Here is a 22,689-nt window from a genome sequence, read left to right on the forward strand (position 1 = left end):
ACCTGTGGGAGCGGGCTTGCTCGCGAAGGGCGCGCCTCGGTCTTCAGCCCTTGCGCTTCAACCACTCCACCATCCCCAACCCCGCTGCTCGCCCACTGGCGAAACACGCCGTCAGCAAATAGCCACCCGTCGGCGCTTCCCAATCCAGCATTTCCCCCGCGCAAAACACGCCAGGCAATTGCTTGAGCATCAAACGCTCGTCCATCGACTCGAACATCACGCCACCGGCGCTGCTGATGGCTTCATCCAGTGGGCGGGTTTTCACCAGCGTCAGTGGCAACGCCTTGATCGCTTTGGCCAGTAATGCCGGATCGGCGAAGCATTCAGCCGCAGTCAGTTCACGCAGCAGCGCAGCTTTTACGCCATCAATCCCGAGCTGGCTGTGCAGATGTTTGGACATGGAACGTGAGCCGCGCGGTTTGCTCAGTGCAGCCTGAACTTTATCCACAGGCTTGCCGGGCAAGAGGTCCAGATGAATCGTCGCCGAGTGGTGTTGATTGATTGCTTCGCGGATTGGCGCTGACAGGGCGTAGATCAAACTGCCTTCAATCCCGGTGGCGGTAATCACACATTCGCCGAGGCGCGGGACATCGTCGTTGAGCCCGATGGCGATGTTTTTCAGCGGCGCGCCAGCGAATTTGCTGACCATCAATTCGCTCCAGGCCTGCACCTCGAAGCCGCAATTACTCGGCTGCAGCGGCGCCAGTCCTACGCCGCGCTGCTCCAGTGGCAACATCCACGCGCCGTCCGAGCCGAGGCGCGACCAACTGCCGCCGCCGAGGGCCAGCAGGGTTGCGTCGGGCGTGAGGTTTTTTTCACCGTCGGGGCTCGATACTTTCAGACTGCCATCGGCATTCCAGCCGAGCCAACGGTGGCGGGTGTGGATAACCACGCCGGCATCTCGCAAGCGCTTGAGCCAGGCACGCAACAGGGGCGCGGCTTTCATGTCGGTCGGAAACACACGGCCGGAGCTGCCGACAAAGGTTTCGATGCCCATGTCGTGAATCCATCGGCACAGCGCATCAGCGCCAAATGAGCGCAGCAGCGGCGCAATCTGCGGAGCGCGCTCGGCGTAGCGTGAAAGAAATGCCGGGTAGGCTTCGGAATGGGTGATGTTCATGCCACCGACCCCGGCCAGCAGGAATTTTCGCCCCACTGAAGGCATGCCGTCGTACAGATCGACTTTGATTCCGGCCTGGCTCAACACTTCGGCGGCCATCAGGCCGGCGGGGCCGCCACCGATGATGGCGACGTGAGGGGGGAGGGCGGCGGAAGATTGGGTCATGGAATGCGCTGCGGTTTGGCGGAATAGGCCGGGCATTCTACCAGCCTAGGTCAATGTGGGAGCGGACTTGCTCGCGAAAGCGGTGGGCCAGTCGACATCTATGTTGAATGTTAAATCGCCTTCGCGAGCAAGCCCGCTCCCACAGGGGGTAGTGGTGTTATGGAAAGCTGATCAAAAAACAACCACCCCTTCGCAGGCTATGCACAACATGGCCTGCAGGCCCTTTCACTCAGGTTATCCACAGGCAGTTCCACAGACATTGTGGGTAAAGACTCACGCCTCAATGACAACCTGATGACGTCCACACCCGCTGCGCGCTGTGATGGAGGATTCCATGACGTCGCGCCAGCGCCTTACGGTCCTTGCTATAGCCGCCGCCAATCACCCCGACCACCGGAATATCCCGCCCCAGACAATGGCGCATCACGCTTTCATCGCGAGCGGCCACGCCTTCGTCTGTCAGCTTCAGATAACCGAGTGCGTCATCCTTATGCACATCGACCCCGGCGTCATACAGCACCAGATCCGGTTGATAGAGCGGCAGCAAATAATTCAGCGCGTCGTCCACCACCTTCAGGTAATCGGCATCGCCCATGCCTTTGGGCAGCGGGATGTCCCAGTCACTTTCGGCCTTGCGTGCAGGAAAGTTCTTCTCGCAGTGCAGGGAAACGGTCACCGCTTCCGGTGTGTTGTGCAAAATCCGTGCAGTCCCGTCGCCCTGATGCACGTCGCAATCGAAGATCAGCACCCGATTCACACGACCGCTTTCCAGCAGGTAATGGCTGATCACCGCCAGGTCATTGAAGATGCAGAACCCCGCCGGGTAGTCGTAATGCGCATGGTGCGTGCCGCCAGCCAGGTGACAGGCCAAGCCGTGTTCCAGCGCTTGTTCCGCCGCCAGCAGGGAACCGCCGACCGCGCGCACCGTGCGCCGGGCTAGCGCTTCGCTCCACGGCAGGCCGAGGCGCCGCTGGTCTTCGCGGGACAACTCGCCACTCATGTAGCGTTCGATATAAGCAGCGTCATGCGCGAGGGCGAGAATCTCCGGTGGGCAGAGTTCCGGGCGCAGTAGGTCGGCGTCCCGGGTCAGCCCGCTGTCCACCAGGTGATCGCGCAGCAGGCGAAACTTGTCCATCGGGAAGCGGTGATCCGCCGGGAACTCGGGGCTGTAGTCTTCGTGGTAGATCAGCGGCAGTGGCATGACGGGCTTTTATAAAGTACGGCGTGTAGGAATGAGTGAACGATCCTACCAGCGATGTAGACTCACGGCATGGAAACGGAGGGGCACGATGGAGCCGATACTGGAACTCGAGAGCGCGCGACTGCTGTTGCGACAGTGGCGCGATGAGGATTTGCCGGCGTTTGCGGCGATGTGCGCCGATCCGCAAGTGATGCGCTACTTTCCGGCGCCCCTGAGTCGGCTGGACAGTGCTTCGCTGATCGGGCGTTTTCGCGGGCATTTTGCCGAGCATGGCTTCGGCCTGTGGGCGCTGGAGCGCAAGGACACCGGCGCCTTCATCGGTTTTACCGGGTTGGGTGTGGTCGGTTTCGACGCGCCGTTTACACCAGCCACCGAGATCGGTTGGCGTCTGGCCCGTGAGCATTGGGGCTTGGGCTATGCCAGTGAAGCGGCATGGACCGCTCTACGCTGCGGGTTTGACCGGCTGGCGCTGAAAGAGGTCGTGTCCTTCACCACTGAAACCAACATGCCTTCGCAGAAAGTCATGCAGGCGATCGGCATGCACCATGATTCAGACGATGATTTCGAGCACCCGAAGCTCGCGGCCGATCATCCCCTGCGTCACCATGTGTTGTACCGCATCACCCGTGAACAATGGCTGCAAACCTTGCATGGATAAGACGGCCCGGACGTTTACAATGGCGCCAATGATGGCCCCGGCCAGAACCTGAATCGACCGCCGCAGCCAAGACTGCGCGTCATTGCATAGTGTGAGGAGAGTCTGAATGAGCCAAGTGTTGGATGATCTGGTCGATTTGCTGACCCTGGAACCGATCGAAGAAAACCTGTTCCGTGGCCGCAGTCAGGACCTCGGTTTTCGCCAGCTGTTCGGCGGTCAGGTGATCGGTCAGTCGCTGTCGGCAGCCAGTCAGACGGTCGAAGAAACGCGGCATGTGCATTCGATGCACGGATATTTCCTGCGTCCGGGTGATTCCGCGTTGCCCGTGGTGTATCAGGTTGATCGGGTGCGCGACGGCGGCAGTTTCAGCACGCGTCGCGTGACGGCGATCCAGAAGGGCAACCCGATCTTCACCTGCAGCGCGTCGTTCCAGTACGACGAAAAAGGCTTCGAGCATCAGGCTGAGATGCCGACCGTGGTCGGACCGGAAAACCTGCCCTCGGAACTGGAACTCACTCAACAGCGCGCCCACCTGATTCCCGAGCACATGCGTGAAAAACTGCTGTGCCCGAAACCGATCGAATTCCGACCGGTTACCGAGAAAGATCCTTACAACCCGCAGCCATCCGATCCGATCAAGTATGTCTGGTTTCGCGCCGACGGCGCCCTGGCTGATTCCCCGGCGCTGCATAAGTACCTGCTGGCCTACGCCTCGGATTTCGGTCTGCTGACCACGTCGATGCAGCCTCACGGCAAATCGGTCTGGCAGAAAGACATGCAGGTCGCCAGCCTCGATCACGCGCTGTGGTTCCACGCGGACCTGCGCGCCGATGACTGGTTGTTGTACGCGATGGACAGCCCGTGGGCCGGCAATTCCCGTGGGTTCAGTCGTGGCAGCGTGTTCAATCGTGCGGGGCAACTAGTGGCGTCGGTTACTCAGGAAGGGCTGATCCGTCATCGCAAGGATTGGGCATGAGCCTGGCCGAGGTGCGGAACTGGGTGTTCGATATGGATGGCACCCTGACGGTGGCCGTGCATGATTTCGTGGCGATTCGCGTGGCATTGGCGATCCCGGCCGAAGACGACATTCTGACCCACCTCGCAGCGTTGCCGGCCGATGAAGCCGCGGCCAAACACGCGTGGCTGCTGGAGCATGAACGGGATCTGGCGCTGGGTTCGAAACCGGCGCCGGGCGCGGTGGAGCTGGTGCGTGAGTTGGCGGGGCGTGGTTATAGGCTGGGCATTCTGACGCGCAACGCTCGGGAGTTGGCGCATGTGACGCTTGAGGCGATCGGCCTGGCGGACTGCTTCGCGGTGGAGGATGTGTTGGGGCGTGATGAAGCGCCGCCCAAGCCGCACCCCGGTGGTTTGTTGAAACTGGCCGAGGCCTGGAAGGTGCCGGCGAGCGAGATGGTGATGGTCGGTGATTACCGGTTTGATCTGGATTGCGGGCGGGCAGCGGGGGCGCGGACGGTGTTGGTGAATCTGCCGGATAACCCGTGGCCTGAGCTGACTGATTGGCATGCGGCGGATTGTGTGGTGCTACGGGAAATGCTTTTAGCTTGAATTTTACAATCAAAAGATCGCAGCCTTCGGCAGCTCCTACAGGTGTACTCGATTCCACTGTAGGAGCTGCCGAAGGCTGCGATCTTTTTGTTTTTACTGAAACAACGCTTTTTGCCCCTCCGGCGACGTAAACATCCCATCCCCGTTATGCCCGACCCCGGGCACTTCGATCAGTTGCTGATTCAACCCTTTCGGGTGGCTGCGCTTTAAAAAATCAAAATAATTACGCCCGCGAATCAATCGATAAGCCCCCTGGGCTTTCGCCTCACAACCTTTATCCAGCGCCGGATGATTAGGGTCGATGTCCTGTTGCCCCAGCAGATAAACGACGTCACGCTGAACGTAGTTTTCCTCTAGCTGCGCGGGCGTTTGTCCTTCGGCATAAGCAGGCAAATCTGTCAGACCGTACTTCCAGCGATTGAAATCCGGGCAACCGGCGTGACTGAAAGCCACCGGCCGCCGCTCATCGAAGTACGCATAAGAAGACGGGTTGGCGATGACATAACGCACGTGCACGCCGGTGGCCTTGAGTTCTGGTTGATCGTGACTCAACAGCGCATAACGCTGAACCACCTGAGCACCGCCAGAGTGTCCCGCGATGACAACGTCCTTCACATCCGGAAACTGTCGGCGATCGCCGAGCCGGGCGATGATCTGGTCGAGTGCCGCGTAGGAACTCAAAGCAAACGGAGCGGTGGATAAACCGCCGGCCATCCAGTCATTGCCCTGCCAGCGCAACACGGTGTCGGCCACTGGATGGAGTGCCACGTCGGTTTCATTGAGAAATTGCGGAGCAATCACCAGCGTGTTCGCGCTTTGCCCGGCCTGCTCCGACGCACGCTCGGCGCTCTGGCGGTAAGTTTCAGCATTGCGCAACCGTCCATGGATGATGATCAGCACGCGTTCGATTTTCGCTGGCGCCGGGCTGAGGCCCACCGCCATCTCACCTTCTTTCAACAACAGCCGTCCGGAGCTGATCTCCTTGACCCCATGCTCGGCAGCCTGGGTACTTGCACAGGTGAATAACAGAACCAACAGCCACATATTCATTTATAGGGTTTTCGCCGCAAAGGTATCGCACTGGCCCACCTGGCCCTGCGAAAATCCGGTTTTGAACCAGCGCACCCTTTGCGCTGACGTGCCATGGGTAAACGAGTCCGGGACAACACGTCCCTGACCTTGTTGCTGCAAGCGGTCGTCGCCGATGGCGTTGGCGGCATTCAAGGCTTCTTCGATGTCGCCCGGTTCCAGCCAGTTCAGGCGCTGCTGCGCGTTGTTGGCCCAGACACCGGCCAGGCAATCCGCTTGCAGTTCCTGGCGCACCAGCAAACCACCGTCGCCTTCCATTTGCCGGCCTTGCTGGCGGGCGGTCTGAATTTTCGCCGAGACACCGAGCAACGTCTGAACGTGGTGTCCGACTTCGTGAGCGATCACGTAGGCCTGAGCGAAGTCACCCGCGGCGGAAAAGCGTTGCGACATCTCCTGGAAAAAAGCCATGTCCAGGTAGACCTTCTGGTCCGCCGGGCAATAGAACGGACCGGTCGCCGAAGTCGCCAAACCGCACGCCGAGTTCACCCGGTTGCTGAACAGCACCAGGGTCGGGTCCTTGTACTGCCGACCGGCCTGCTGAAATATCTGGCCCCAGGTGTCTTCGGTGTCACCGAGGATCGAGCGTACGAATTCCGCCCCTTCATCATTGGCCGGCGGAGCCTTGCGGGTTTGCGTGGGTGCCGGTGCGGATTGCTCGCTCATTTGCCCGGTCAGTTGGCCGAGGATCTGCAACGGGTCTTGTCCGGTGATCCAGCCGATCCCGACAATCAGAATGATGGCGGTCAGGCTCAGGCCCTTGCCGCCACCGAAGCGCATCCCGCCGCCCCCACCGCCGACATCATCGCCACGGGCATCGACCACGTTGTCGCTGCGTCGGCCTTTTTTCCATAGCATGTGGGAATCCTCTGATTGTCCGTGGGGATGAGTGTTGCTGGTGAGTGGGAGCGGCGCCAGTCCGGTCGTCCGGCTTTTTCGCTCGCTGGCCGGTAGCCTTGCAGGCTGTAGGAACATGGATAACCCATCGAATTCCCTCAGGAGACGGGTTTTTATCAAACAGTCGAATGTCTGCGTCTCTCGAGCCTCGGGTTCCAGATTTCGCATTACTCGGTTCGTCTTCTAGAATCAGGGCAAATCGAATTCGGAACCTCCCATGGCCGGCAGTCAGATCGAACGTGTCTTCAATGTGCTCGAAAGCCTCACCCGTGATCCTCGCGGTTTGCCAATGCAGATGCTCGCGGAGCAACTGGACATCCCTAAAAGCGCAACCCACCGTTTGCTCGCGGAGCTGATTCGGCTGGGTTATGTGCGGCAGAATCCGGAGAACCAGCGGTATCACTTGTCAACCAAACTGGTGGCGATGGGTTTTCGCTACCTGGCGGGTAGCGGCGCCGATATCGTTCAGCCAGTGCTGGATCGTCTGGCCCGGGAAACCGGGGAACTGGTGCGTCTTGGAGTCATCGAAGGTGAGCGGCAGATCTGGATCGCCAAATCCCAGGGCGCCCGCTCGGGGTTGCGTTACGACCCGGACATGGGCCGCGACGCACCGCTGTTTTATACGGCTTCGGGCCATGCGTGGCTGGCGTGCATGAGCGACGCCGAAGCCTTGTCGCTGGTGGAGCGCCAGGGTGGCGACCGGCCGAAAGATTTGGGACCGAACGCACCGCGATCCAACATTGAATTACTGGAACGGCTGCGGCTGGCGCGGGAGCAAGGTTACGCCTGGGTCGAGGAAAGTTCGGCGGTGGGCACTTCAGCGATTGCGGCAGTGGTACGGCACCCCACCGATGGGCGAGTGGTTGGCGTACTGAGCATTGCCGGTCCAAGCGCGCGGATGCCCGGGGCGCGACTTCATGAGTTGGCTCCGCTGTTGCTGCAATTTACCGAGGAGTTGTCTGCCGCTAGCCTGGCGTCTGAGTTCTTTAATTAACGACCTTTGCGGTGAGGCGTCGCGACCACAAATTGTGTGCGCTGTTCGCCCACATTTATGGTTTGGGTGTATGAGAATCTGGAACCGGGTTCTAAATTAGTCGAATTCGCGAGGCACAAAGGGAAACCCAATGACCGTCAGCACCCCGCTCTCCGGCGTAAACCAACCCTTCAAAGGGATTTTGCTGATCGTCGTCGCAACCTTCCTCTTCTCAAGCCACGATGCCTTGTCGAAATACCTCTCGGGGTTCTACCCGATCGTCATGGTGGTCTGGGCTCGCTATGTGGTTCACACCCTGTTGATGGCCGGGATTTTTCTGCCGCAGTCCGGGCTGCGTGTCCTACGCACCAAACGGCCGTTGCTGCAGTTACTGAGGGCGTTGTGCCTGCTGGGCACCAGTCTGTTTTTCACCACGGGTTTACAGTACATCCCGCTGGCCGAAGCCACGGCGGTCAACTTTCTTGCACCGGTTCTGGTGACTGCACTGTCGGTGCCGCTGCTGCGTGAGCGCGTCACCCGTGGCCAATGGATCGCGGTGATTTGCGGATTTATCGGCGTGTTGATCATCGTCCACCCCGGCGGCGATCTGTTCACGCCTGCGGTGTTGTTGCCGCTCTGCTCGGCGCTGTTTTTCTGCTTCTATCAATTGCTCACCCGCAAGCTCAGTGAGATCGACAGCCCGACCACCAGCAACTTCTTTGCCGGCCTGTGCAACACCCTGGTGATGAGCGCATTGGTGCCGTTCTTCTGGCAAGTGCCGAGTGTCGGGCATGGATTGATGATGGTGGCGCTGGGCGCGTGTGGGATGACGGCGCACCTGTTTCTGACCCAAGCGTTCCGTCACGCCGCCCCTGCGTTGCTGGCGCCGTTTGGCTATTGCCAGATTGTCTTTGCCGGTTTGCTGGGTTGGTTGCTGTTTTCTCACACGCCGACGCTGACGACGATTGTGGGGATCGCGGTGATTTGCTGCAGTGGGTTGGCAGCGGCGTGGCAGCAAAGCCGTCGGTAAAAACGCTGAAACAACTGTGGGAGCGGGCTTGCTCGCGAAGGCGGACTGTCATTCAACATTGATGTTGACTGATACATCGCCTTCGCGAGCAAGCCCGCTCCCACAGTGGGGATTGCGTTGGACCTTTAAGCGGTAACGGTCGGAATTTTGCGCGGCGCCATGAAGTACATCCAGGTCAGCGCGATGAAGTACATCGCCGGAATCATGGTGAACAGCACGGTGTAGTTGTTGTTGGTGATGGTCAGAATGTGGCCGACCAACTGGGTCATAAACATCCCGCCGATGGCAGCGCACATGCCGCCGAAACCGAACACCGTACTCATCATGTGTTTAGGCGTGTAGTCCATCACCAGGCTCCAGATGTTCGCGGTCCAGGCCTGGTGAGCGCCGATGGCCAGGGAGATGGCGAACACTGCGACCCACAGATTGCTCGAGCCGGCCGCCATGATCACGCCGATGATGCAGCAGGCGAACAGGAACATGGACATCAGTCGCGCCTTGATCGGGTTGACCCCGCGGCCGATCAGGAACGAAGAGAGGATGCCGCCGCCGACGCTGCCGAAGTCGGCCGTGAGGTAGATGATGATCAGCGGAATACCCATCTGGGTCACGTTGATCCCCAGGTTGTATTGCTGATTGAGGAACGGTGGCAGCCAGTACAGGTAGAACCAGAACACCGGCGCGGTGATCGAGTAGGCGAGGGCGAAGGCCCAGGTGCCGCGCATGCGCAGGATTCGGGAGAACGGTACGCGGGCCTGTTCCGGTTCGACTTCCTTCTGGATGTAGTCCAGTTCCGATTGTTTGACGCTCGGATGTTCTTCCGGGTTGAAATACTTCAAACCCCAGAACAGCAACCAGATGCCGCCCAGTGATGCCATGCACAGGAACGCGGCCTGCCAGCCCCACGCGTGCAGGATTAGCGGCAGCAGCATCGGCGTGAACATCGCTCCGACGTTGGTGCCGGCGTTGAAGATGCCGGTGGCCACGGCGCGCTCGCCGGCCGGGAACCACAATCGCGTGGTTTTCACGCAGGCCGGGTAGTTGGCGGCTTCGGTCAGCCCGAGGATAAAGCGGCAAACCATGAAGCCCACCGCCGAGGTGGCCAGGCCATGGGCGCCGGTCGCGAGGCTCCAGAGCAGTACGGCGCAGAAGAACACACGCTTCACGCCGACCCGGTCGATCAACCGGCCTTGCAGCACGAAACCGATGGCGTAACCCACCTGGAACCAGAAGTTGATGTTGGCGTAATCCATCGCCGTCCAGCTCATTTCCTTGGCGAGAATGGGCTGCATCACGCCCAGTGCGGCGCGGTCGATGTAGTTCAGGGTGGTGGCGAAAAACACCAGCGCCAGCATGCCCCAACGGGTTTTGCCGACGGCCATGGCGCCGCGAATTTTATCGCCGATACCGCCGACGGCAGGAGTCATGGAGGAACGCTCCACGGGAGAGCTTTGGGAAGGAGTCATGTAGGCCACCGATTATTTTTATGTGGTGTTCTGGGTCTTTGGTAACTGGTGCCGGTGATTGATGACCGAAACCAATGTGAGGTTGATGTTGCGCAGTGGACGAAAAATCGTCAATTCGCCAAGGGCCATTGTGTTCGATAATCGCACGCAAAACTAACCGGATAGTACACTTTGAATTGCTGTGCCGGATCCTACAGCCAATAATTTGATCCACGATAAACGTAGCCCCTGTAGGAGCTGCCGAAGGCTGCGATCTTTTGATCTTGGCGTCAGTGATGTCGCTGAAGATCAAGATCAAACGATCGCAGCCTTCGGCAGCTCCTACCCAAGAGTGGCAGCGTGCAGTGCCTCCAATAAGATTGTCTCCACCACCGGGAGTCGAAATATGCAGCGTTCCATTGCCACCGTGTCCTTGAGCGGTACCCTGCCGGAAAAACTCGAAGCCATTGCCGCCGCCGGTTTCGACGGCGTGGAGATTTTCGAAAATGACCTTCTCTATTACGACGGTAGCCCACGGGAAATCAGGCAGATGTGCGCCGATCTCGGGATCGCCATCACGCTGTTTCAGCCGTTCCGGGATTTCGAAGGCTGCCGCCGCGACCGCCTGCCACGCAACCTGGAACGCGCCGAGCGCAAATTCGACCTGATGCAGGAACTGGGCACCGACCTGGTACTGGTCTGCAGCAACGCCTCGGCCGACGCCATCGGTGATGAACAAATCCTCGTCGACGATTTGCGCCTGCTGGCCGAACACGCCGGTGCGCGGGGCCTGCGAATCGGTTACGAAGCCTTGGCCTGGGGCCGGCATGTGAACACTTGGCAACAGGTGTGGAACATCGTTCGCCAGGCTGACCATCCGAGTCTGGGCGTGTTGCTGGACAGTTTTCACACGCTGTCGCTCAAGGGCGATCCGAGTGCCATCGCCGACATTCCCGGCGACAAAATCTTCTTCGTGCAAATGGCCGACGCACCGATCCTGGCCATGGATGTGCTGGAGTGGAGCCGGCATTTCCGCTGCTTTCCGGGCCAGGGCGAATTCGATTTGCCGGGGTTCCTCGCGCCGATCATCAAGAGTGGCTACACCGGGCCGTTGTCGCTGGAAATTTTCAACGATGGTTTCCGCGCCGCGCCGCCGCGGGCCAACGCCGCCGACGGCTTGCGTTCGTTGCTGTACCTGGAAGAGAAAACCCGCCAACGGCTGGCGCAGGAAACCCAACTTACGGCTTGCGCCGACATTTTGTTCGAGACACCCAAGGCCAGCGAATACAACGGCATCGAGTTTCTTGAATTCGCCGTGGATGAAAGCCTCGGCGCCAAGCTTTCTCATTGGCTGGAGCGACTGGGCTTCGTCAAGGCCGGGCAGCATCGCTCCAAAAGCGTGAGCCTGATGCGTCAGGGCGATATCAACTTGATCCTCAATTCCGAGCCCTACTCGTTTGCCCACAGCTTTTTCGAAGCTCATGGCCCGTCGCTGTGCGCCACTGCTGTGCGGGTCAAGGACAGCACCAGCGCGCTGGCCCGGGCTGTGGCTTACAAAGGTCAGCCGTATCGTGGACTGGTCGGCCCCAATGAACTGGAGTTGGCGGCGGTACGTGCGCCGGATGGCAGCCTGATTTATCTGGTGGATCAGGACGCCGACGTCTATGGCACCGACTTCAATCTGCAACCGGCCGCCGTGGCCAGCGGTGGCTTCAAACGCATCGACCACATGGCCATTGCGTTACCGGCCGACAGCCTCGACAGCTGGGTGCTGTTCTACAAGAGCCTGCTGGATTTCGAAGCCGACGACGAAGTGGTTCTGCCGGACCCCTACGGTCTGGTGAAGAGCCGGGCGTTGCGCAGTCGCGACAGTTCTATCCGCTTGCCGCTGAACATTTCCGAGAACCGCAACACTGCGATCTCACACGCACTGTCGAGTTATCGCGGCTCTGGCGTGCATCACATTGCGTTTGATTGCGACGATATCTTTGCCGAAGTCAGCCGCGCCAAGGAGGCGGGCGTTCCGCTGCTGGATATCCCGCTCAACTATTACGATGACCTCGCCGCGCGGTTCGATTTCGATGATGAATTCCTCAGTGAACTCGCCTATTACAACGTGCTCTATGACCGTGATGCCCAGGGTGGCGAACTGTTCCACGTTTACACCGAGCCGTTCGAAGGGCGGTTTTTCTTTGAAATCATCCAGCGCAAGAATGGCTACGCCGGTTACGGCGCGGCCAACGTGGCGGTGCGACTGGCGGCCATGGCCAAATCCCGCAGCGGTGCCATTCGTCAGGCCAAGTTGTAGGAATTTGGTAAGCGCGAGGTTAAACCGCTGCCGCGCGGCTTCCTTCACTGTGCGGCGCGGCTCATAATCGCCAGCCTGTGCAGTGACGGCCGTGAGCCCGCAATGACAATAACTTCAGAACTCTCCGTAGCGCCCGACGAACCCATGGCCGAGCCTCGCAAGAGTCGCAAGAACAACCCGGAAAAAACCCGCGAGAACATTCTTCAAGAAGCCATTGTCGAGTTCGTCCAGCAGGGCCTTTCCGGTGCTCGCGTCGATGCGATCGCCGAGCGCATTCACACCTCCAAACGCATGATCTATTACTACTTCGGCAGTAAGGAGCAGCTCTACATCGAGGTGCTGGAGAAACTCTACGGCGATATTCGCAGCACCGAAAACCGCCTGCACCTGGCCGAGTTGGCGCCGGTGGAAGCGATTCGGCGGCTGGTGGAATTCACCTTCGATCACCATGATCGCAATGTCGATTTCGTGCGCATCGTCAGCATCGAGAACATTCACAACGCCGAATACGTGAAGCGCTCCGATGCGATCAAGGCGATGAACAACACCATTCTTGATTCACTGGGTGTGATTTTGCGTCGCGGGGCTGAAGAAGGTGTGTTTCGGTCGGGGCTTGAGCCGCTGGATGTGCATCTGCTGATCAGTTCGTTCTGCTTTTATCGCGTCTCGAACCGCCACACCTTCGGTGAGATTTTTCAGATCGACTTGCCGGACGAAAGCATCAAGCAGCGTCATCGGGAGATGATCTGCGAGTCGGTTTTGCGGTATTTGCAAGCGTAACCTTGTGGCGAGGGAGCTTGCTCCCGCTTGAGTGCGTAGCGCTCACAAAATAGCTGTTTGTCTCCAGTATTTTGGGGCCGCTACGCAGCCCAGCGCGAGCAAGCTCGCTCGCCACAGAACAGGTTCAACTTAGGATCTCAGCCATTCATGCTCTGAAAATGCGCCAGCATCCGCTGCGCATCCGGCACCACGCCGCTGAACAATTCAAACGCCTTCACTGCCTGAAACACCGCCATGTTGCCGCCATCCAGCGTCCGGCACCCCAAGGCGCGGGCGTTACGCAGCAGCTCGGTTTCCAGCGGAAAGTAAACGATCTCCGCCACCCACAACTGTGGCCGAAGCAACTCCACCGGCACCGGCATGCCGGGCAGTTTTTTCATGCCCATGGGCGTGGTGTTGACCAGTCCGTCGGCCTGAGCCAGCGTGCTCGGCAGATCATGACCCGCCACCGCGCGGCCAGCACCAAAATGCTGATTCAGGTTGTTCGCCAGCGACTGAGCGCGACTGTTGTCCACATCGAAAATACTCAGCAGTCGTACGCCTTCGCTCAACAGCGCGTGGGCCACCGCCGCACCGGCACCCCCGGCGCCCATTTGTACGACACGCTCAACGGCAACGCCCTGCAAGCCACGTCGAAAACCTTCGGCAAAGCCCAGGCAATCGGTGTTGTGGCCAATGCGTTTGCCGTCCTTCAGCACCACCGTATTCACCGCACCGATGCCGCGGGCTTCCGGCGATAATTCGTCGAGCAACGGGATGATCGCCTGCTTGCACGGAAAGGTGATGTTCAGCCCGGTGAAATTCATCTGTTCGGCCGCCATCAACAGGTCGGGCAGGGCGCTGCTGTCGAGTTTCAACTGGTCGAGGTCGATCAGGCGATAGAGGTAACGCAAACCCTGGGCATCGCCTTCATGCTCGTGCAGCGCGGGCGTGCGGGAAGCCTGAATGCCGGCACCGATCAGCCCGGCCAGTACAGTGTTGTTCTGAGTCACGGCGTTCACTCCTTCAAGCGCAGGCTGAAATGCTCCAGTGCCAGACGATAGCCGTGGCTGCCGAAGCCGGCCATTACTGCGGTGGCAATGGCTGAAACAAAGGAGTGGTGGCGGAAGGGCTCGCGAGCATGGACGTTGGACAGGTGGACTTCGATCACCGGCAATTCGCTGGCGACCAGGGCATCACGAATGGCGACCGAGGTGTGGGTCCAGGCGGCCGGGTTGATGACGATCCCTGCGCAACGGCCGCGGGCGGCGTGAATCCAGTCGAGCAATTCGCCTTCATGGTTGGTCTGGCGAAATTCCACCGCTAGGCCGAACTCTTCGGCGGCACGTCCGCACAACGCTGAAATGTCTGCCAGGGTTTCGTGGCCGTAAGTCGCCGGTTCACGGGTGCCAAGCAGATTCAGGTTCGGGCCGTTGAGCACCAGAACGATAGGGGGCATCGGGGTCTCTCCACTTATTATTTTTGGCATGGGCTAGGGGCTCAGCCTGTGGAGATAAATTGTACTAGATGGTTAATTTGGTCAATTAATGTGGCGCCGAGTCGGAGTTTTGTGTGCGGTGATCGGACAATTGCAAAGATCGCAGCCTTCGGCAGCTCCTACAGGAAAACGCATTCCAAATGTAGGCGCTGCCGAAGGCTGCGATCTTTTAGCGTGGCAAATGCTCAACCAGAAAATCGATAAACGCCCGTAACCGAAGTGGCACATGTCGACTTTGCGGATAGAGCAGGGTAAACGGCCGCGAGCGTCCGCCATAAGGTTTGAGAATTTCCACCAGCGAGCCATTGGCCAGTTCGTTTTCGACAATGAACCGATAGGTCTGGAACAGCCCCGCCCCGTGCCTGGCCAGCGTCACACCACCCAGAACATCATCGGAACAACTGAAATTGCCTTCGGCCAGAATCTCGCGTTGCTCGCCATGGTCGTTGAACAACCAGGCAATCCGCCGACCGCTGCTGGGTAGTTCGTACTGGATGCACTCGTGCTGCTTGAGGTCGTCTAGGGTTTGCGGCGTGCCCGCCCGCTTGAGGTAATCGGGACTGGCGATCATCACCAGTTCCGCGTCCTCAAGCTGTCGGGCAATCAGTCCGGAATCCGGAATCGCCCGCACGCGAATGGTCATGTCATAGCCTTCGCCGACGAAATCGATGTTGCGATTGCTGATGTGCGACTCGACTTTCACCTGTGGAAATCTTTCCCGAAACGCCGGTAGCAACGGCAGGATCCGGTGATGGGCGTACGTCGTGGGAATACTGATGCGCAAGGTGCCGGAAGGATCTTGCTGTTGGCCCATCACTTCGCGTTGGGCCTCGACCAACTGCGCCAGCGCCTGACGACATTCTTCGTAATACCGGCGCCCGCTATCGGTCAGTTTGACGCTGCGAGTGGTGCGCGCGAACAACCGCACGCCCAGGCGTTCCTCCATGCGCGACACCGAACGGCTCACCGCTGCGGGCGTTACCCCGGCCACCAGCGCGGCGGCGGTAAAACTGCCTGCTTCGGCGGCGAGGCAAAACAGCTCGATGCTGCCGAGCTGAAGATCGTCGAATGTTCGCTGCATGATTGATTACACCGGGGATCAAATGAAGGGCCTGACGCAGTGTTTATCAAATTGCCGAAAGGATTGCTTACCATTTTTGTCCCTGATTGCCGCGCCCGGGACGACTTCGGCCGCTAGCCTCAAGTTCGGGTGTCTGAATGCACGTCAGCACCGGTTATCGGATTTTCCAAGGAATGACGAGTCATTGGGCTCATTAACCTAACTGATGGGTTAGCATGAAATTGTTCAGCTACAAAGGGCTTTCAATGGTGATCATGCTGCGCGATGAACACTGCCCACCGCACGCGCATGTGGACGCCGGAGCCTGGAGCGCACGCTTCAAGTTCTGCTTTTGGCACAACGGCGTCGAGTTGTGGGACGTGGTTCCTCATTCAAACCGGCCACCTGCTGCGGTGCTGGAAGGATTGCGTCACGCACTCAGACAGCCTGCTCATTTACGTCGCGCCCGTAAGATCTGGTGGGAAAAGCTGCACACGGTCTGCCTCGATCATCAGATATGGGACTGGCGGACCAGCGAAGTCGCAGTGGTGAAAAGGATTGCCAGTGCGACCAACATGATTTATTCGGCTTGCTATGAGCCCGAGACGAACAAGACCTTGCTGGCGCTGTTTGGCGTTTCGGAGGGCGTGGAGATCAAATTATGAAATCGATAGAGGCGAAAACACTGGCGGATCGGCCTGTGACCGAAGCCGCGCTGGATGTAGCCATCCGGCGTGGGCAAGTGCGCCACAAAGGTGGTTTGCACGTGACGGCTGTGTCCTTTATGGAACCGTGTCTGGCAGTCAGTTTCATTGATGGCAGTGGCGTGCTGCTGCCCGTGCAGCACTATCCGGAATTCGATGATTTCGACGTCGAGGATTTCGCCGACCTGAAAGTCGGCTTTTCCGGGACCGCCCTCTGCCATGAGGGCAAGGATTTGCATGTGTCCATCGCCGGAATGATTTCCGCGAGCAAGCCGCTGATGGACATGGCCGCCTCGGTCATCGCCTCGCGCAATGGTCGCCAAAGCAGCGCTGCCAAGGCCGAGGCGGCGCGGGCCAATGGTCGCAAGGGTGGGCGCCCGCGCAAGCCGGATGTCACCGTTTGAGCGCGCACAAAAAAGCCGTCGTACTGACGGCTGATTTGTATCAGGCGGCTGCGATCAACGCCGAGTCAACAACACCCCGGATTCCATGTGATGGGTCCACGGGAACTGGTCGAACATTGCGCATTGGGTAATGCGGTGCGTGTCGTTCAGTTGGGCGATGTTGGCCGCCAGGGTTTCCGGGTTGCAGGAAATGTACAGGATGTTGTCGAAGCGCCGGGTCAGCTCGCAGGTGTCCGGGTCCATGCCGGCGCGAGGCGGGTCGACGAAGACGCTACCGAACTCGTAGCTCTTGAGGTCGATGCCGTGCAGACGACGGAAAGGGCGCACTTCGTTCAGGGCTTCGGTCAGCTCTTCGGCGGACAGGCGCACCAGTGTGACGTTATCCACCGCGTTTTCGCTGAGGTTGCTCAGTGCCGCATTGACCGAGGTCTTGCTGATTTCGGTGGCCAACACTTTGCTCACGCGGGTCGCGAGCGGCAGCGTGAAGTTGCCGTTGCCGCAATACAATTCCAGCAGATCGTCCGGGCGATCGCCGAGGGCGTCGTAAGCCCAGTTGAGCATCTTCTGGTTTACGGTGCCATTGGGTTGGGTGAACGCGCCCTCCGGCTGGCGGTAGCTGAAGGTGCGGCCGCCGACTTCCAGTTTTTCGACCACGTAATCATGGCCGATCACTTCGCGTTTGCCTTTCGAGCGGCCGATCACGCTGACGTTCAGGTCTGCCGCCAGTTTCGCCGCCGCCGCGTGCCAGTGTTCATCCAGCGGGCGGTGATAGCACAGGGTAATCATCGCGTCGCCGGCCAGGGTGGTCAGGAACTCCACCTGAAACAGCTTGTGGCTCAAGGCCGCACTCGCTTGCCACGCTGCTTTCAGCTGTGGCATCAACTCATTGATGCGCAGGCTGGCAATCGGAAACGCTTCGATCAGGATCGGCGTGCGTTTGTCTTCCTGGGAAAACATCGCATAGTGACGCTCGCCGGCTTCGCGCCATAGGCGGAATTCGGCACGCAGGCGGAAGTTCTTCAGCGGCGAATCGAATACGGCCGGTTCAGGTGCATCGAACGGGGCCAGCAGGTCGCGCAGGCGCGCGACCTTTTCTTCGAGCTGAACGGTGTAGGCCTGGGAGTCAAAAGTCATGCGTTGAACCAACCCAACTTGATCACGAACAGAATCGACAGAATCACCAGCGCCGAGTTCAGCTCACGGCCGCGACCGGACAGCAACTTGATCGCGGTCCAGGAAATGAAACCGAAGGCGATGCCGTTGGCGATGGAGTAAGTGAACGGCATGGCCAGCGCAGTGATCACGACCGGTGCGGCAACGGTGATGTCGTCCCAGTCTATTTCGGCCAGGCCGGAAGTCATCAGTACCGCGACGAACAGCAGTGCAGGTGCCGTGGCGAACGCCGGAACGCTGGCGGCCAGTGGCGAGAAGAACAGCGCCAACAGGAACAGGATCGCCACCACAATGGCCGTCAGGCCGGTGCGGCCACCGGCACTCACGCCGGCTGCGGATTCGATGTAGCTGGTGGTCGTCGACGTACCCAGCAACGAACCGGCCATCGCCGCGGTACTGTCCGCGATCAGGGCGCGGCCCATTTTCGGCATGTGGCCGTCTTTGCCCATCAGGCCGGCGCGCTTGGCGACGCCAATCAGGGTGCCGGAGTTATCGAACAGGTCGACGAACAGGAAGGCGAAGATCACGCTGACCAGACCGATGTCCAGCGCACCCTTGATGTCCAGTTGCAGGAAGGTTGGCGCCAGCGATGGCGGCATCGACGTCACGCCGCCGAACGGGGTGAAGCCCATCAAGATCGAAACAATGGTCACCGCCAGAATGCCGATCAGCACGGCACCGCGCACGGCGAGGGCTTCGAGGGCGACGATCAGGACAAAACCAAGGGTGGCGAGGATCGGCGCCGGTTGTTTCAGGTCACCGAGGCCGACCATGGTCGCCGGATTGCTGACCACGATGCCGGCGTTGTGCAGGGCAATCAGCGCCAGGAACAGGCCGATACCGGCGGCAATCGCCGAACGCAGCGGCAGCGGGATGCTGTTGATGATCCATTCCCGAATGCGGAAGATCGACAGCAGGAAGAACAGCACCGCCGAGATGAACACCGCCCCCAGCGCCACTTGCCAGGTGTGGCCCATGTGCAGGACAACGGTGTAGGTGAAGAACGCGTTCAGGCCCATGCCCGGCGCGAGGGCGATCGGATAGTTGGCGATCAGGCCCATAGTCGTGGAGCCGATGGCGGCTGCCAGGCATGTGGCGACGAACACCGCGCCCTTGTCCATGCCGGTCTCGCCGAGGATGCTCGGGTTGACGAACAGAATGTAGGCCATGGCCAAAAAGGTCGTGACGCCCGCCAGAATCTCGGTGCGTACGTTGGTGTTGTGTGCCTTCAGTTGAAACAGCCTTTCCAGCATGTCTGCTCCCCGTGGCGCGCCCGGCGCCGTGAATGTATCGACCTCAACAGCAAAGCACAGGCCACTGCAGGCGCCTGGTAATTTTCTGTGGGTCGGAAAAAGCCGCGCATCATACCAGCAGCGTGGGCTTGTGGCTGCTTATGGGTGCGATCGTCGTCGATGTTTTGCGTTAAAGCCAAGTGCGCCATACTGCGCGCTGGTTTTGGGGGACATGGGGATTGCATGAAAAAGCGTCTGCTTACCGTATTCGGAACATTGTTTGCCTTGTCGCTGGGGGCGCAAACCGCCTCGGCTGCTTCGGCGGCGCCGTTGAGCCAGGTCAAGGTGCTCAAGGTCGAGTCGCTAGCCTGTGGTTTTGAAGACATTGGCGAGGGGCAGGAAAAAACACGCTGCGATCACAGCGGGCCGAACATAAAGATCTACGTGCTGGAAGTCGGCTACGGCCGCGCGGCACATGTCGGGCTGGACGGTTTTGAGGTGAACGGCACCCGGACCCCGGTCTGTGCGTTCGATAATGGCAACCTGACCGAGTGCACCGTCGGCAGAAAAACAGTCGGCTATCTGTATGTCTTCGATCTGGCCGGCAAGCAGGAAGGCACATTCACCTTCAGCAACACGTCCATCAACGCGCCGGGCAACACGATGTCGACGCAGCTTTACATCAAGTAACGGCCGGCTCGAACAAGGGGCAGGAAAGCTGACTACGCTTTAAAGATCATCCTGCGGACTGCGCCCATGACCTTTAGAGCTCTGATTACCCTCGCCGAGGGCATCGATGACCTGCAAACAGTGACGCTGATCGACGTGCTGCGCCGCGCCAAGGTTGAAGTGGTGGTGGCCAGCATCGAGGGGCGGCGCATGCTCACCTGTGCTCGCGGCACCCGAGTGACGGCCGATGCGATGCTGGTGGATCTGCTGGCCCAGCCGTTTGATTTGATCGCACTGCCCGGCGGCGCAGTCGGTGCGCAGCATCTGGCGGCCCATCAACCCTTGCAGCAATTGATCAAGGATCAGGCGGCGGCAGGTCGTTTGTTCGCCGGCATCGCCGAAGCCCCGGCCCTGGCACTGCAAGCCTTTGGTGTCCTGCGTCAGCGGCGGATGACCTGCCTGCCTTCGGCCAGTCATCAGCTTTTGGGTTGCAACTTCGTCGATCAACCGGTGGTGGTCGACGGTAACTGCGTTACTGCTCAAGGTTCAGGAGGCGCACTGGAGTTTGCCCTGACACTGGTGGAACAACTCTGCGGCAAGGCCATGCGGGCGACGGTGGCGAGGGAGTTGGTGGTTTAGAAGGTGTCAGGCGTGAACAGCAAGCGGTTTGATGACCGGTTGCTCCCGGCGCTCTGCTTGCCAGAGATCGTAGTCGGTCTGAACCCCTAGCCACATCCGCGCCTTACCAATCCCGGCCCGCTCCAGACGAACCGCCAGGTCCGGACTGATCGGCGCGTGGCCATGCAGCACCCGCGAAAGATGCGGGCGCGCGAATCCCAAGTGCCGGGCCAGTTCCGTCACGCTGATGCCCAGCTCGGGCAATACATCCAGTAATAGTGTTTCGCCAGGGTGTGGCGGGTTGTGCAAGGGCATGTCCTGCCTCCTGTCAGTGGTAGTCCAGATAGTCGACCAGTTCGATATCCGAACCTGTAAAACGAAAAATAACCCGCCAGTTTCCAGAAACGCTCAATGACCAGTATTCGGTCAATTCACCCTTGAGCGGGTGCAACCGCCATCCCGGCAGGTCGAGGTCGCCAGGTACCGCTGCGCGGTCCATGAATTGCAACATTCGCGACAGACGTTTTGCATGGTCCGCCCGGATTCCACGCGTCGAACCTGTTTCATAGAAGCCGCGAAGGCCTTTGTGCTGAAAGGATTTGATCATGGGTCGAGTGTAAGGCGTTACATTACACTCAATGCACTATTTATGTATCGCACCCGGTCGGCAAATTTGTGCTCTACCCCTGCTTCAAACCTTCACTTCTTCCGCCGGCACATGCATGCGATCACGGTTGGCCAAAGTCGGGAATAGCTTGGCCCACACCCCCGTCACCACCAGCGTTCCGATGCCGCCCATGACCACTGCCGGCACCGTACCAAACCAATGGGCGGTGAGGCCGGATTCGAACTCGCCCAGCTGGTTCGAAGCGCCGATGAACAGGCCGTTCACGGCGCTGACCCGGCCGCGCATTTCATCTGGTGTTTCCAGTTGCACGAAGGACGCGCGGATCACCATGCTGATCATGTCGGCCGCGCCCAACACCACCAGCACGGCCAGTGAGAACCAGAACGAGGTCGAAAGACCAAACGCGATGGTCGCGACGCCGAACACGCCGACAGCGGTAAACATCACCCGACCGACCTTGCGATCCACCGAGAAACGCGCCAGCCAGAGCGACATCAGCAACGCACCGACTGCCGGAGCAGAACGCAGCAGGCCCAGCCCCCACGGCCCGGTCAGCAGAATGTCCTTGGCGAACACCGGCAGCAGCGCCGTCGCGCCACCCAACAGCACGGCAAACAGGTCGAGGGAAATGGCCCCGAGAATGTCCGGACGGCTGCGAATGAAACGGATACCTGCCAACAGCGAATCCAGGGTCGCCTTGCCTTTGTTCAGCGGCATTTGCCGGGCGGGCAGGTTGAGCATCAACAGGCAGGCGATCACATAAAGGATCACGGTCGGCCCGTAGACCCAGACGCTGCCGAAGGCATACAGCAAGCCACCGAGGGCCGGGGCGACGATGGTGGCCGATTGTTGCGCCGACTGTGCAGCGGCGACGGCGCGGGGGAACAGCGCAGGGGGAACGATGCTCGGCAGCAGCGCCTGGGTGGTCGGCATCTCGAAGGAGCGAGCGGCGCCGAGCAGAAACGCGAGGATGAAGATCATTTCCCGGGTGACGTGACCGGTGGCGCCGCCAATCGCCAACGTCAGCGCAATCAAGGCTTGCAGTGACTGACAGATGGCCGCGACTTTGCGGCGGTCATAGCGGTCGGCGACATGCCCGGTGTGCAACATGAACAGCACCCGCGGGGCAAATTCCACCAGACCGACCAGCCCCAGATCCAGCACATTGCCGGTCAACTGATACAGGTTCCAGCCGATGGCGACGGTGAGCATCTGAAAGCCGCTGGCGGTAAACACCCGAGCCAGCCAGAACGCAATGAACGGGCGATGATGACGTAACAGCAACGGCTCTTGGCTGGGCATCTGAGGCAGATCTTGAGCGAGGGGAGGCCCGAGATTATCACCAACCTGTAACCAGAAGTTGCGGAGACGGGAAATTCAGTTAGCTAGACACCGATCTAGGCAACACACAGAGCCATTGTGGCGAGGGAGCTTGCTCCCGCTGGGCTGCGGAGCGGCCCTAACGTCCGCTACCTCAATTTGACAGTCACAACAC

The 22,689-nt window shown here is 59.8% G+C and carries 24 protein-coding genes; 11 read left to right on the top strand and 13 right to left on the bottom strand.

Annotation, left to right across the window (positions count from 1 at the left end; all coding sequences use genetic code 11):
• Positions 1 to 43: 43 nt before the first annotated feature.
• Both ACYZTL_RS19430 and ACYZTL_RS19435 read right to left on the bottom strand, forming a co-directional pair.
• Positions 44 to 1,285 (bottom strand): TIGR03862 family flavoprotein, encoded by a 1,242-nt coding sequence (locus tag ACYZTL_RS19430; RefSeq protein WP_461953112.1) that lies wholly within the window; start codon positions 1,283 to 1,285, stop codon positions 44 to 46.
• Between the two features lie 280 nt (positions 1,286 to 1,565).
• Positions 1,566 to 2,486, bottom strand: a complete 921-nt coding sequence (locus ACYZTL_RS19435) for a histone deacetylase family protein (protein ID WP_461953113.1) — start codon at positions 2,484 to 2,486, stop codon at positions 1,566 to 1,568.
• A gap of 88 nt (positions 2,487 to 2,574) precedes the next feature.
• Here ACYZTL_RS19435 and ACYZTL_RS19440 point away from each other — a divergent pair, with 88 nt between their 5' ends.
• The 3 genes from ACYZTL_RS19440 (at position 2,575) to ACYZTL_RS19450 (ending at position 4,710) form a co-directional block, all read left to right on the top strand.
• Complete coding sequence (locus ACYZTL_RS19440) at positions 2,575 to 3,144, top strand: GNAT family N-acetyltransferase (RefSeq protein WP_461953114.1); 570 nt, start codon at positions 2,575 to 2,577, stop codon at positions 3,142 to 3,144.
• A 106-nt stretch (positions 3,145 to 3,250) separates the two neighbouring features.
• Complete coding sequence (tesB, locus tag ACYZTL_RS19445; RefSeq protein ID WP_461953115.1) at positions 3,251 to 4,120, top strand: acyl-CoA thioesterase II; 870 nt, start codon at positions 3,251 to 3,253, stop codon at positions 4,118 to 4,120.
• Entirely contained in the window at positions 4,117 to 4,710 is a 594-nt protein-coding gene (locus tag ACYZTL_RS19450) for an HAD family hydrolase (RefSeq protein WP_461953116.1), read from the top strand. Before tesB ends, ACYZTL_RS19450 begins: the two co-directional genes overlap by 4 nt.
• Before the next feature lie 93 nt (positions 4,711 to 4,803).
• Here ACYZTL_RS19450 and ACYZTL_RS19455 read toward each other — a convergent pair whose 3' ends face one another.
• Positions 4,804 to 5,760, bottom strand: a complete 957-nt coding sequence (locus ACYZTL_RS19455; RefSeq protein WP_461953117.1) for an alpha/beta hydrolase — start codon at positions 5,758 to 5,760, stop codon at positions 4,804 to 4,806.
• Positions 5,761 to 6,654, bottom strand: coding sequence for a KPN_02809 family neutral zinc metallopeptidase (ypfJ, locus tag ACYZTL_RS19460; RefSeq protein ID WP_461953118.1), 894 nt, complete (start codon positions 6,652 to 6,654; stop codon positions 5,761 to 5,763).
• Positions 6,655 to 6,910: 256 nt separating this feature from the next.
• Between ypfJ and ACYZTL_RS19465 the strand changes: the two genes are divergently transcribed.
• Together ACYZTL_RS19465 and ACYZTL_RS19470 are read left to right on the top strand one after the other, a co-directional pair.
• The gene (locus tag ACYZTL_RS19465; RefSeq protein ID WP_461953119.1) at positions 6,911 to 7,687 is read left to right on the top strand and encodes an IclR family transcriptional regulator; all 777 of its coding nucleotides are present in this window, start codon (positions 6,911 to 6,913) and stop codon (positions 7,685 to 7,687) included.
• Between the two features lie 130 nt (positions 7,688 to 7,817).
• Positions 7,818 to 8,696 (top strand): DMT family transporter, encoded by an 879-nt coding sequence (locus tag ACYZTL_RS19470; protein ID WP_461953120.1) that lies wholly within the window; start codon positions 7,818 to 7,820, stop codon positions 8,694 to 8,696.
• Positions 8,697 to 8,821: 125 nt separating this feature from the next.
• On the opposite strand, the gene ACYZTL_RS19475 is transcribed toward ACYZTL_RS19470, so the two are convergent.
• Positions 8,822 to 10,123 (bottom strand): MFS transporter, encoded by a 1,302-nt coding sequence (locus tag ACYZTL_RS19475; RefSeq protein ID WP_461953121.1) that lies wholly within the window; start codon positions 10,121 to 10,123, stop codon positions 8,822 to 8,824.
• A 424-nt stretch (positions 10,124 to 10,547) separates the two neighbouring features.
• Here ACYZTL_RS19475 and quiC point away from each other — a divergent pair, with 424 nt between their 5' ends.
• Entirely contained in the window at positions 10,548 to 12,449 is a 1,902-nt protein-coding gene (gene quiC / locus ACYZTL_RS19480; RefSeq protein WP_461953122.1) for a 3-dehydroshikimate dehydratase QuiC, read from the top strand.
• A gap of 102 nt (positions 12,450 to 12,551) precedes the next feature.
• Complete coding sequence (locus tag ACYZTL_RS19485) at positions 12,552 to 13,229, top strand: TetR/AcrR family transcriptional regulator (protein WP_461953123.1); 678 nt, start codon at positions 12,552 to 12,554, stop codon at positions 13,227 to 13,229.
• A gap of 137 nt (positions 13,230 to 13,366) precedes the next feature.
• Here the strand turns inward: ACYZTL_RS19485 and ACYZTL_RS19490 are convergent, their stop codons facing one another.
• The 3 genes from ACYZTL_RS19490 to ACYZTL_RS19500 all read right to left on the bottom strand — a co-directional run bounded on the left by ACYZTL_RS19490 (position 13,367) and on the right by ACYZTL_RS19500 (position 15,787).
• On the bottom strand, positions 13,367 to 14,221 hold the full coding sequence (locus tag ACYZTL_RS19490) for a shikimate dehydrogenase (protein WP_461953124.1): 855 nt from the start codon (positions 14,219 to 14,221) through the stop codon (positions 13,367 to 13,369).
• A gap of 5 nt (positions 14,222 to 14,226) precedes the next feature.
• Complete coding sequence (gene aroQ / locus ACYZTL_RS19495; protein ID WP_461953125.1) at positions 14,227 to 14,667, bottom strand: type II 3-dehydroquinate dehydratase; 441 nt, start codon at positions 14,665 to 14,667, stop codon at positions 14,227 to 14,229.
• 208 nt (positions 14,668 to 14,875) lie between these two features.
• Positions 14,876 to 15,787 (bottom strand): LysR family transcriptional regulator, encoded by a 912-nt coding sequence (locus tag ACYZTL_RS19500; protein WP_461953126.1) that lies wholly within the window; start codon positions 15,785 to 15,787, stop codon positions 14,876 to 14,878.
• Positions 15,788 to 16,002: 215 nt separating this feature from the next.
• Here ACYZTL_RS19500 and ACYZTL_RS19505 point away from each other — a divergent pair, with 215 nt between their 5' ends.
• Together ACYZTL_RS19505 and ACYZTL_RS19510 are read left to right on the top strand one after the other, a co-directional pair.
• Positions 16,003 to 16,431, top strand: coding sequence for a DUF4160 domain-containing protein (locus ACYZTL_RS19505; RefSeq protein ID WP_461953127.1), 429 nt, complete (start codon positions 16,003 to 16,005; stop codon positions 16,429 to 16,431).
• Positions 16,428 to 16,874: a DUF2442 domain-containing protein gene (locus ACYZTL_RS19510; protein ID WP_461953128.1), complete on the top strand. Its 447-nt coding sequence runs from the start codon at positions 16,428 to 16,430 to the stop codon at positions 16,872 to 16,874. The genes ACYZTL_RS19505 and ACYZTL_RS19510 overlap by 4 nt, the downstream gene beginning before the upstream one ends.
• Positions 16,875 to 16,928: 54 nt before the next feature.
• On the opposite strand, the gene trmA is transcribed toward ACYZTL_RS19510, so the two are convergent.
• Both trmA and ACYZTL_RS19520 read right to left on the bottom strand, forming a co-directional pair.
• On the bottom strand, positions 16,929 to 18,008 hold the full coding sequence (trmA, locus tag ACYZTL_RS19515) for a tRNA (uridine(54)-C5)-methyltransferase TrmA (RefSeq protein ID WP_461953129.1): 1,080 nt from the start codon (positions 18,006 to 18,008) through the stop codon (positions 16,929 to 16,931).
• Positions 18,005 to 19,300 carry an NCS2 family permease gene (locus tag ACYZTL_RS19520; protein ID WP_461953130.1) on the bottom strand — a complete coding sequence of 432 codons (1,296 nt, stop codon included), beginning with the start codon at positions 19,298 to 19,300 and terminating at the stop codon, positions 18,005 to 18,007. Before ACYZTL_RS19520 ends, trmA begins: the two co-directional genes overlap by 4 nt.
• 222 nt (positions 19,301 to 19,522) lie before the next feature.
• On the opposite strand from ACYZTL_RS19520, the gene ACYZTL_RS19525 reads away from it, so the two are divergent.
• Together ACYZTL_RS19525 and ACYZTL_RS19530 are read left to right on the top strand one after the other, a co-directional pair.
• Positions 19,523 to 19,969, top strand: a complete 447-nt coding sequence (locus ACYZTL_RS19525; RefSeq protein ID WP_461953131.1) for a DUF4879 domain-containing protein — start codon at positions 19,523 to 19,525, stop codon at positions 19,967 to 19,969.
• A gap of 66 nt (positions 19,970 to 20,035) precedes the next feature.
• Complete coding sequence (locus tag ACYZTL_RS19530) at positions 20,036 to 20,587, top strand: DJ-1 family glyoxalase III (RefSeq protein ID WP_461953132.1); 552 nt, start codon at positions 20,036 to 20,038, stop codon at positions 20,585 to 20,587.
• Positions 20,588 to 20,593: 6 nt separating this feature from the next.
• Here ACYZTL_RS19530 and ACYZTL_RS19535 read toward each other — a convergent pair whose 3' ends face one another.
• The 3 genes from ACYZTL_RS19535 to ACYZTL_RS19545 all read right to left on the bottom strand — a co-directional run bounded on the left by ACYZTL_RS19535 (position 20,594) and on the right by ACYZTL_RS19545 (position 22,496).
• On the bottom strand, positions 20,594 to 20,881 hold the full coding sequence (locus ACYZTL_RS19535) for a HigA family addiction module antitoxin (protein ID WP_461953133.1): 288 nt from the start codon (positions 20,879 to 20,881) through the stop codon (positions 20,594 to 20,596).
• Between the two features lie 13 nt (positions 20,882 to 20,894).
• Positions 20,895 to 21,173: a type II toxin-antitoxin system RelE/ParE family toxin gene (locus tag ACYZTL_RS19540; protein ID WP_461953134.1), complete on the bottom strand. Its 279-nt coding sequence runs from the start codon at positions 21,171 to 21,173 to the stop codon at positions 20,895 to 20,897.
• An 84-nt stretch (positions 21,174 to 21,257) separates the two neighbouring features.
• Positions 21,258 to 22,496 carry an MFS transporter gene (locus ACYZTL_RS19545; protein WP_461953135.1) on the bottom strand — a complete coding sequence of 413 codons (1,239 nt, stop codon included), beginning with the start codon at positions 22,494 to 22,496 and terminating at the stop codon, positions 21,258 to 21,260.
• Between the last annotated feature and the right edge of the window lie 193 nt (positions 22,497 to 22,689).

It is taken from the genome of Pseudomonas sp. LB3P81 (genome assembly GCF_054897965.1).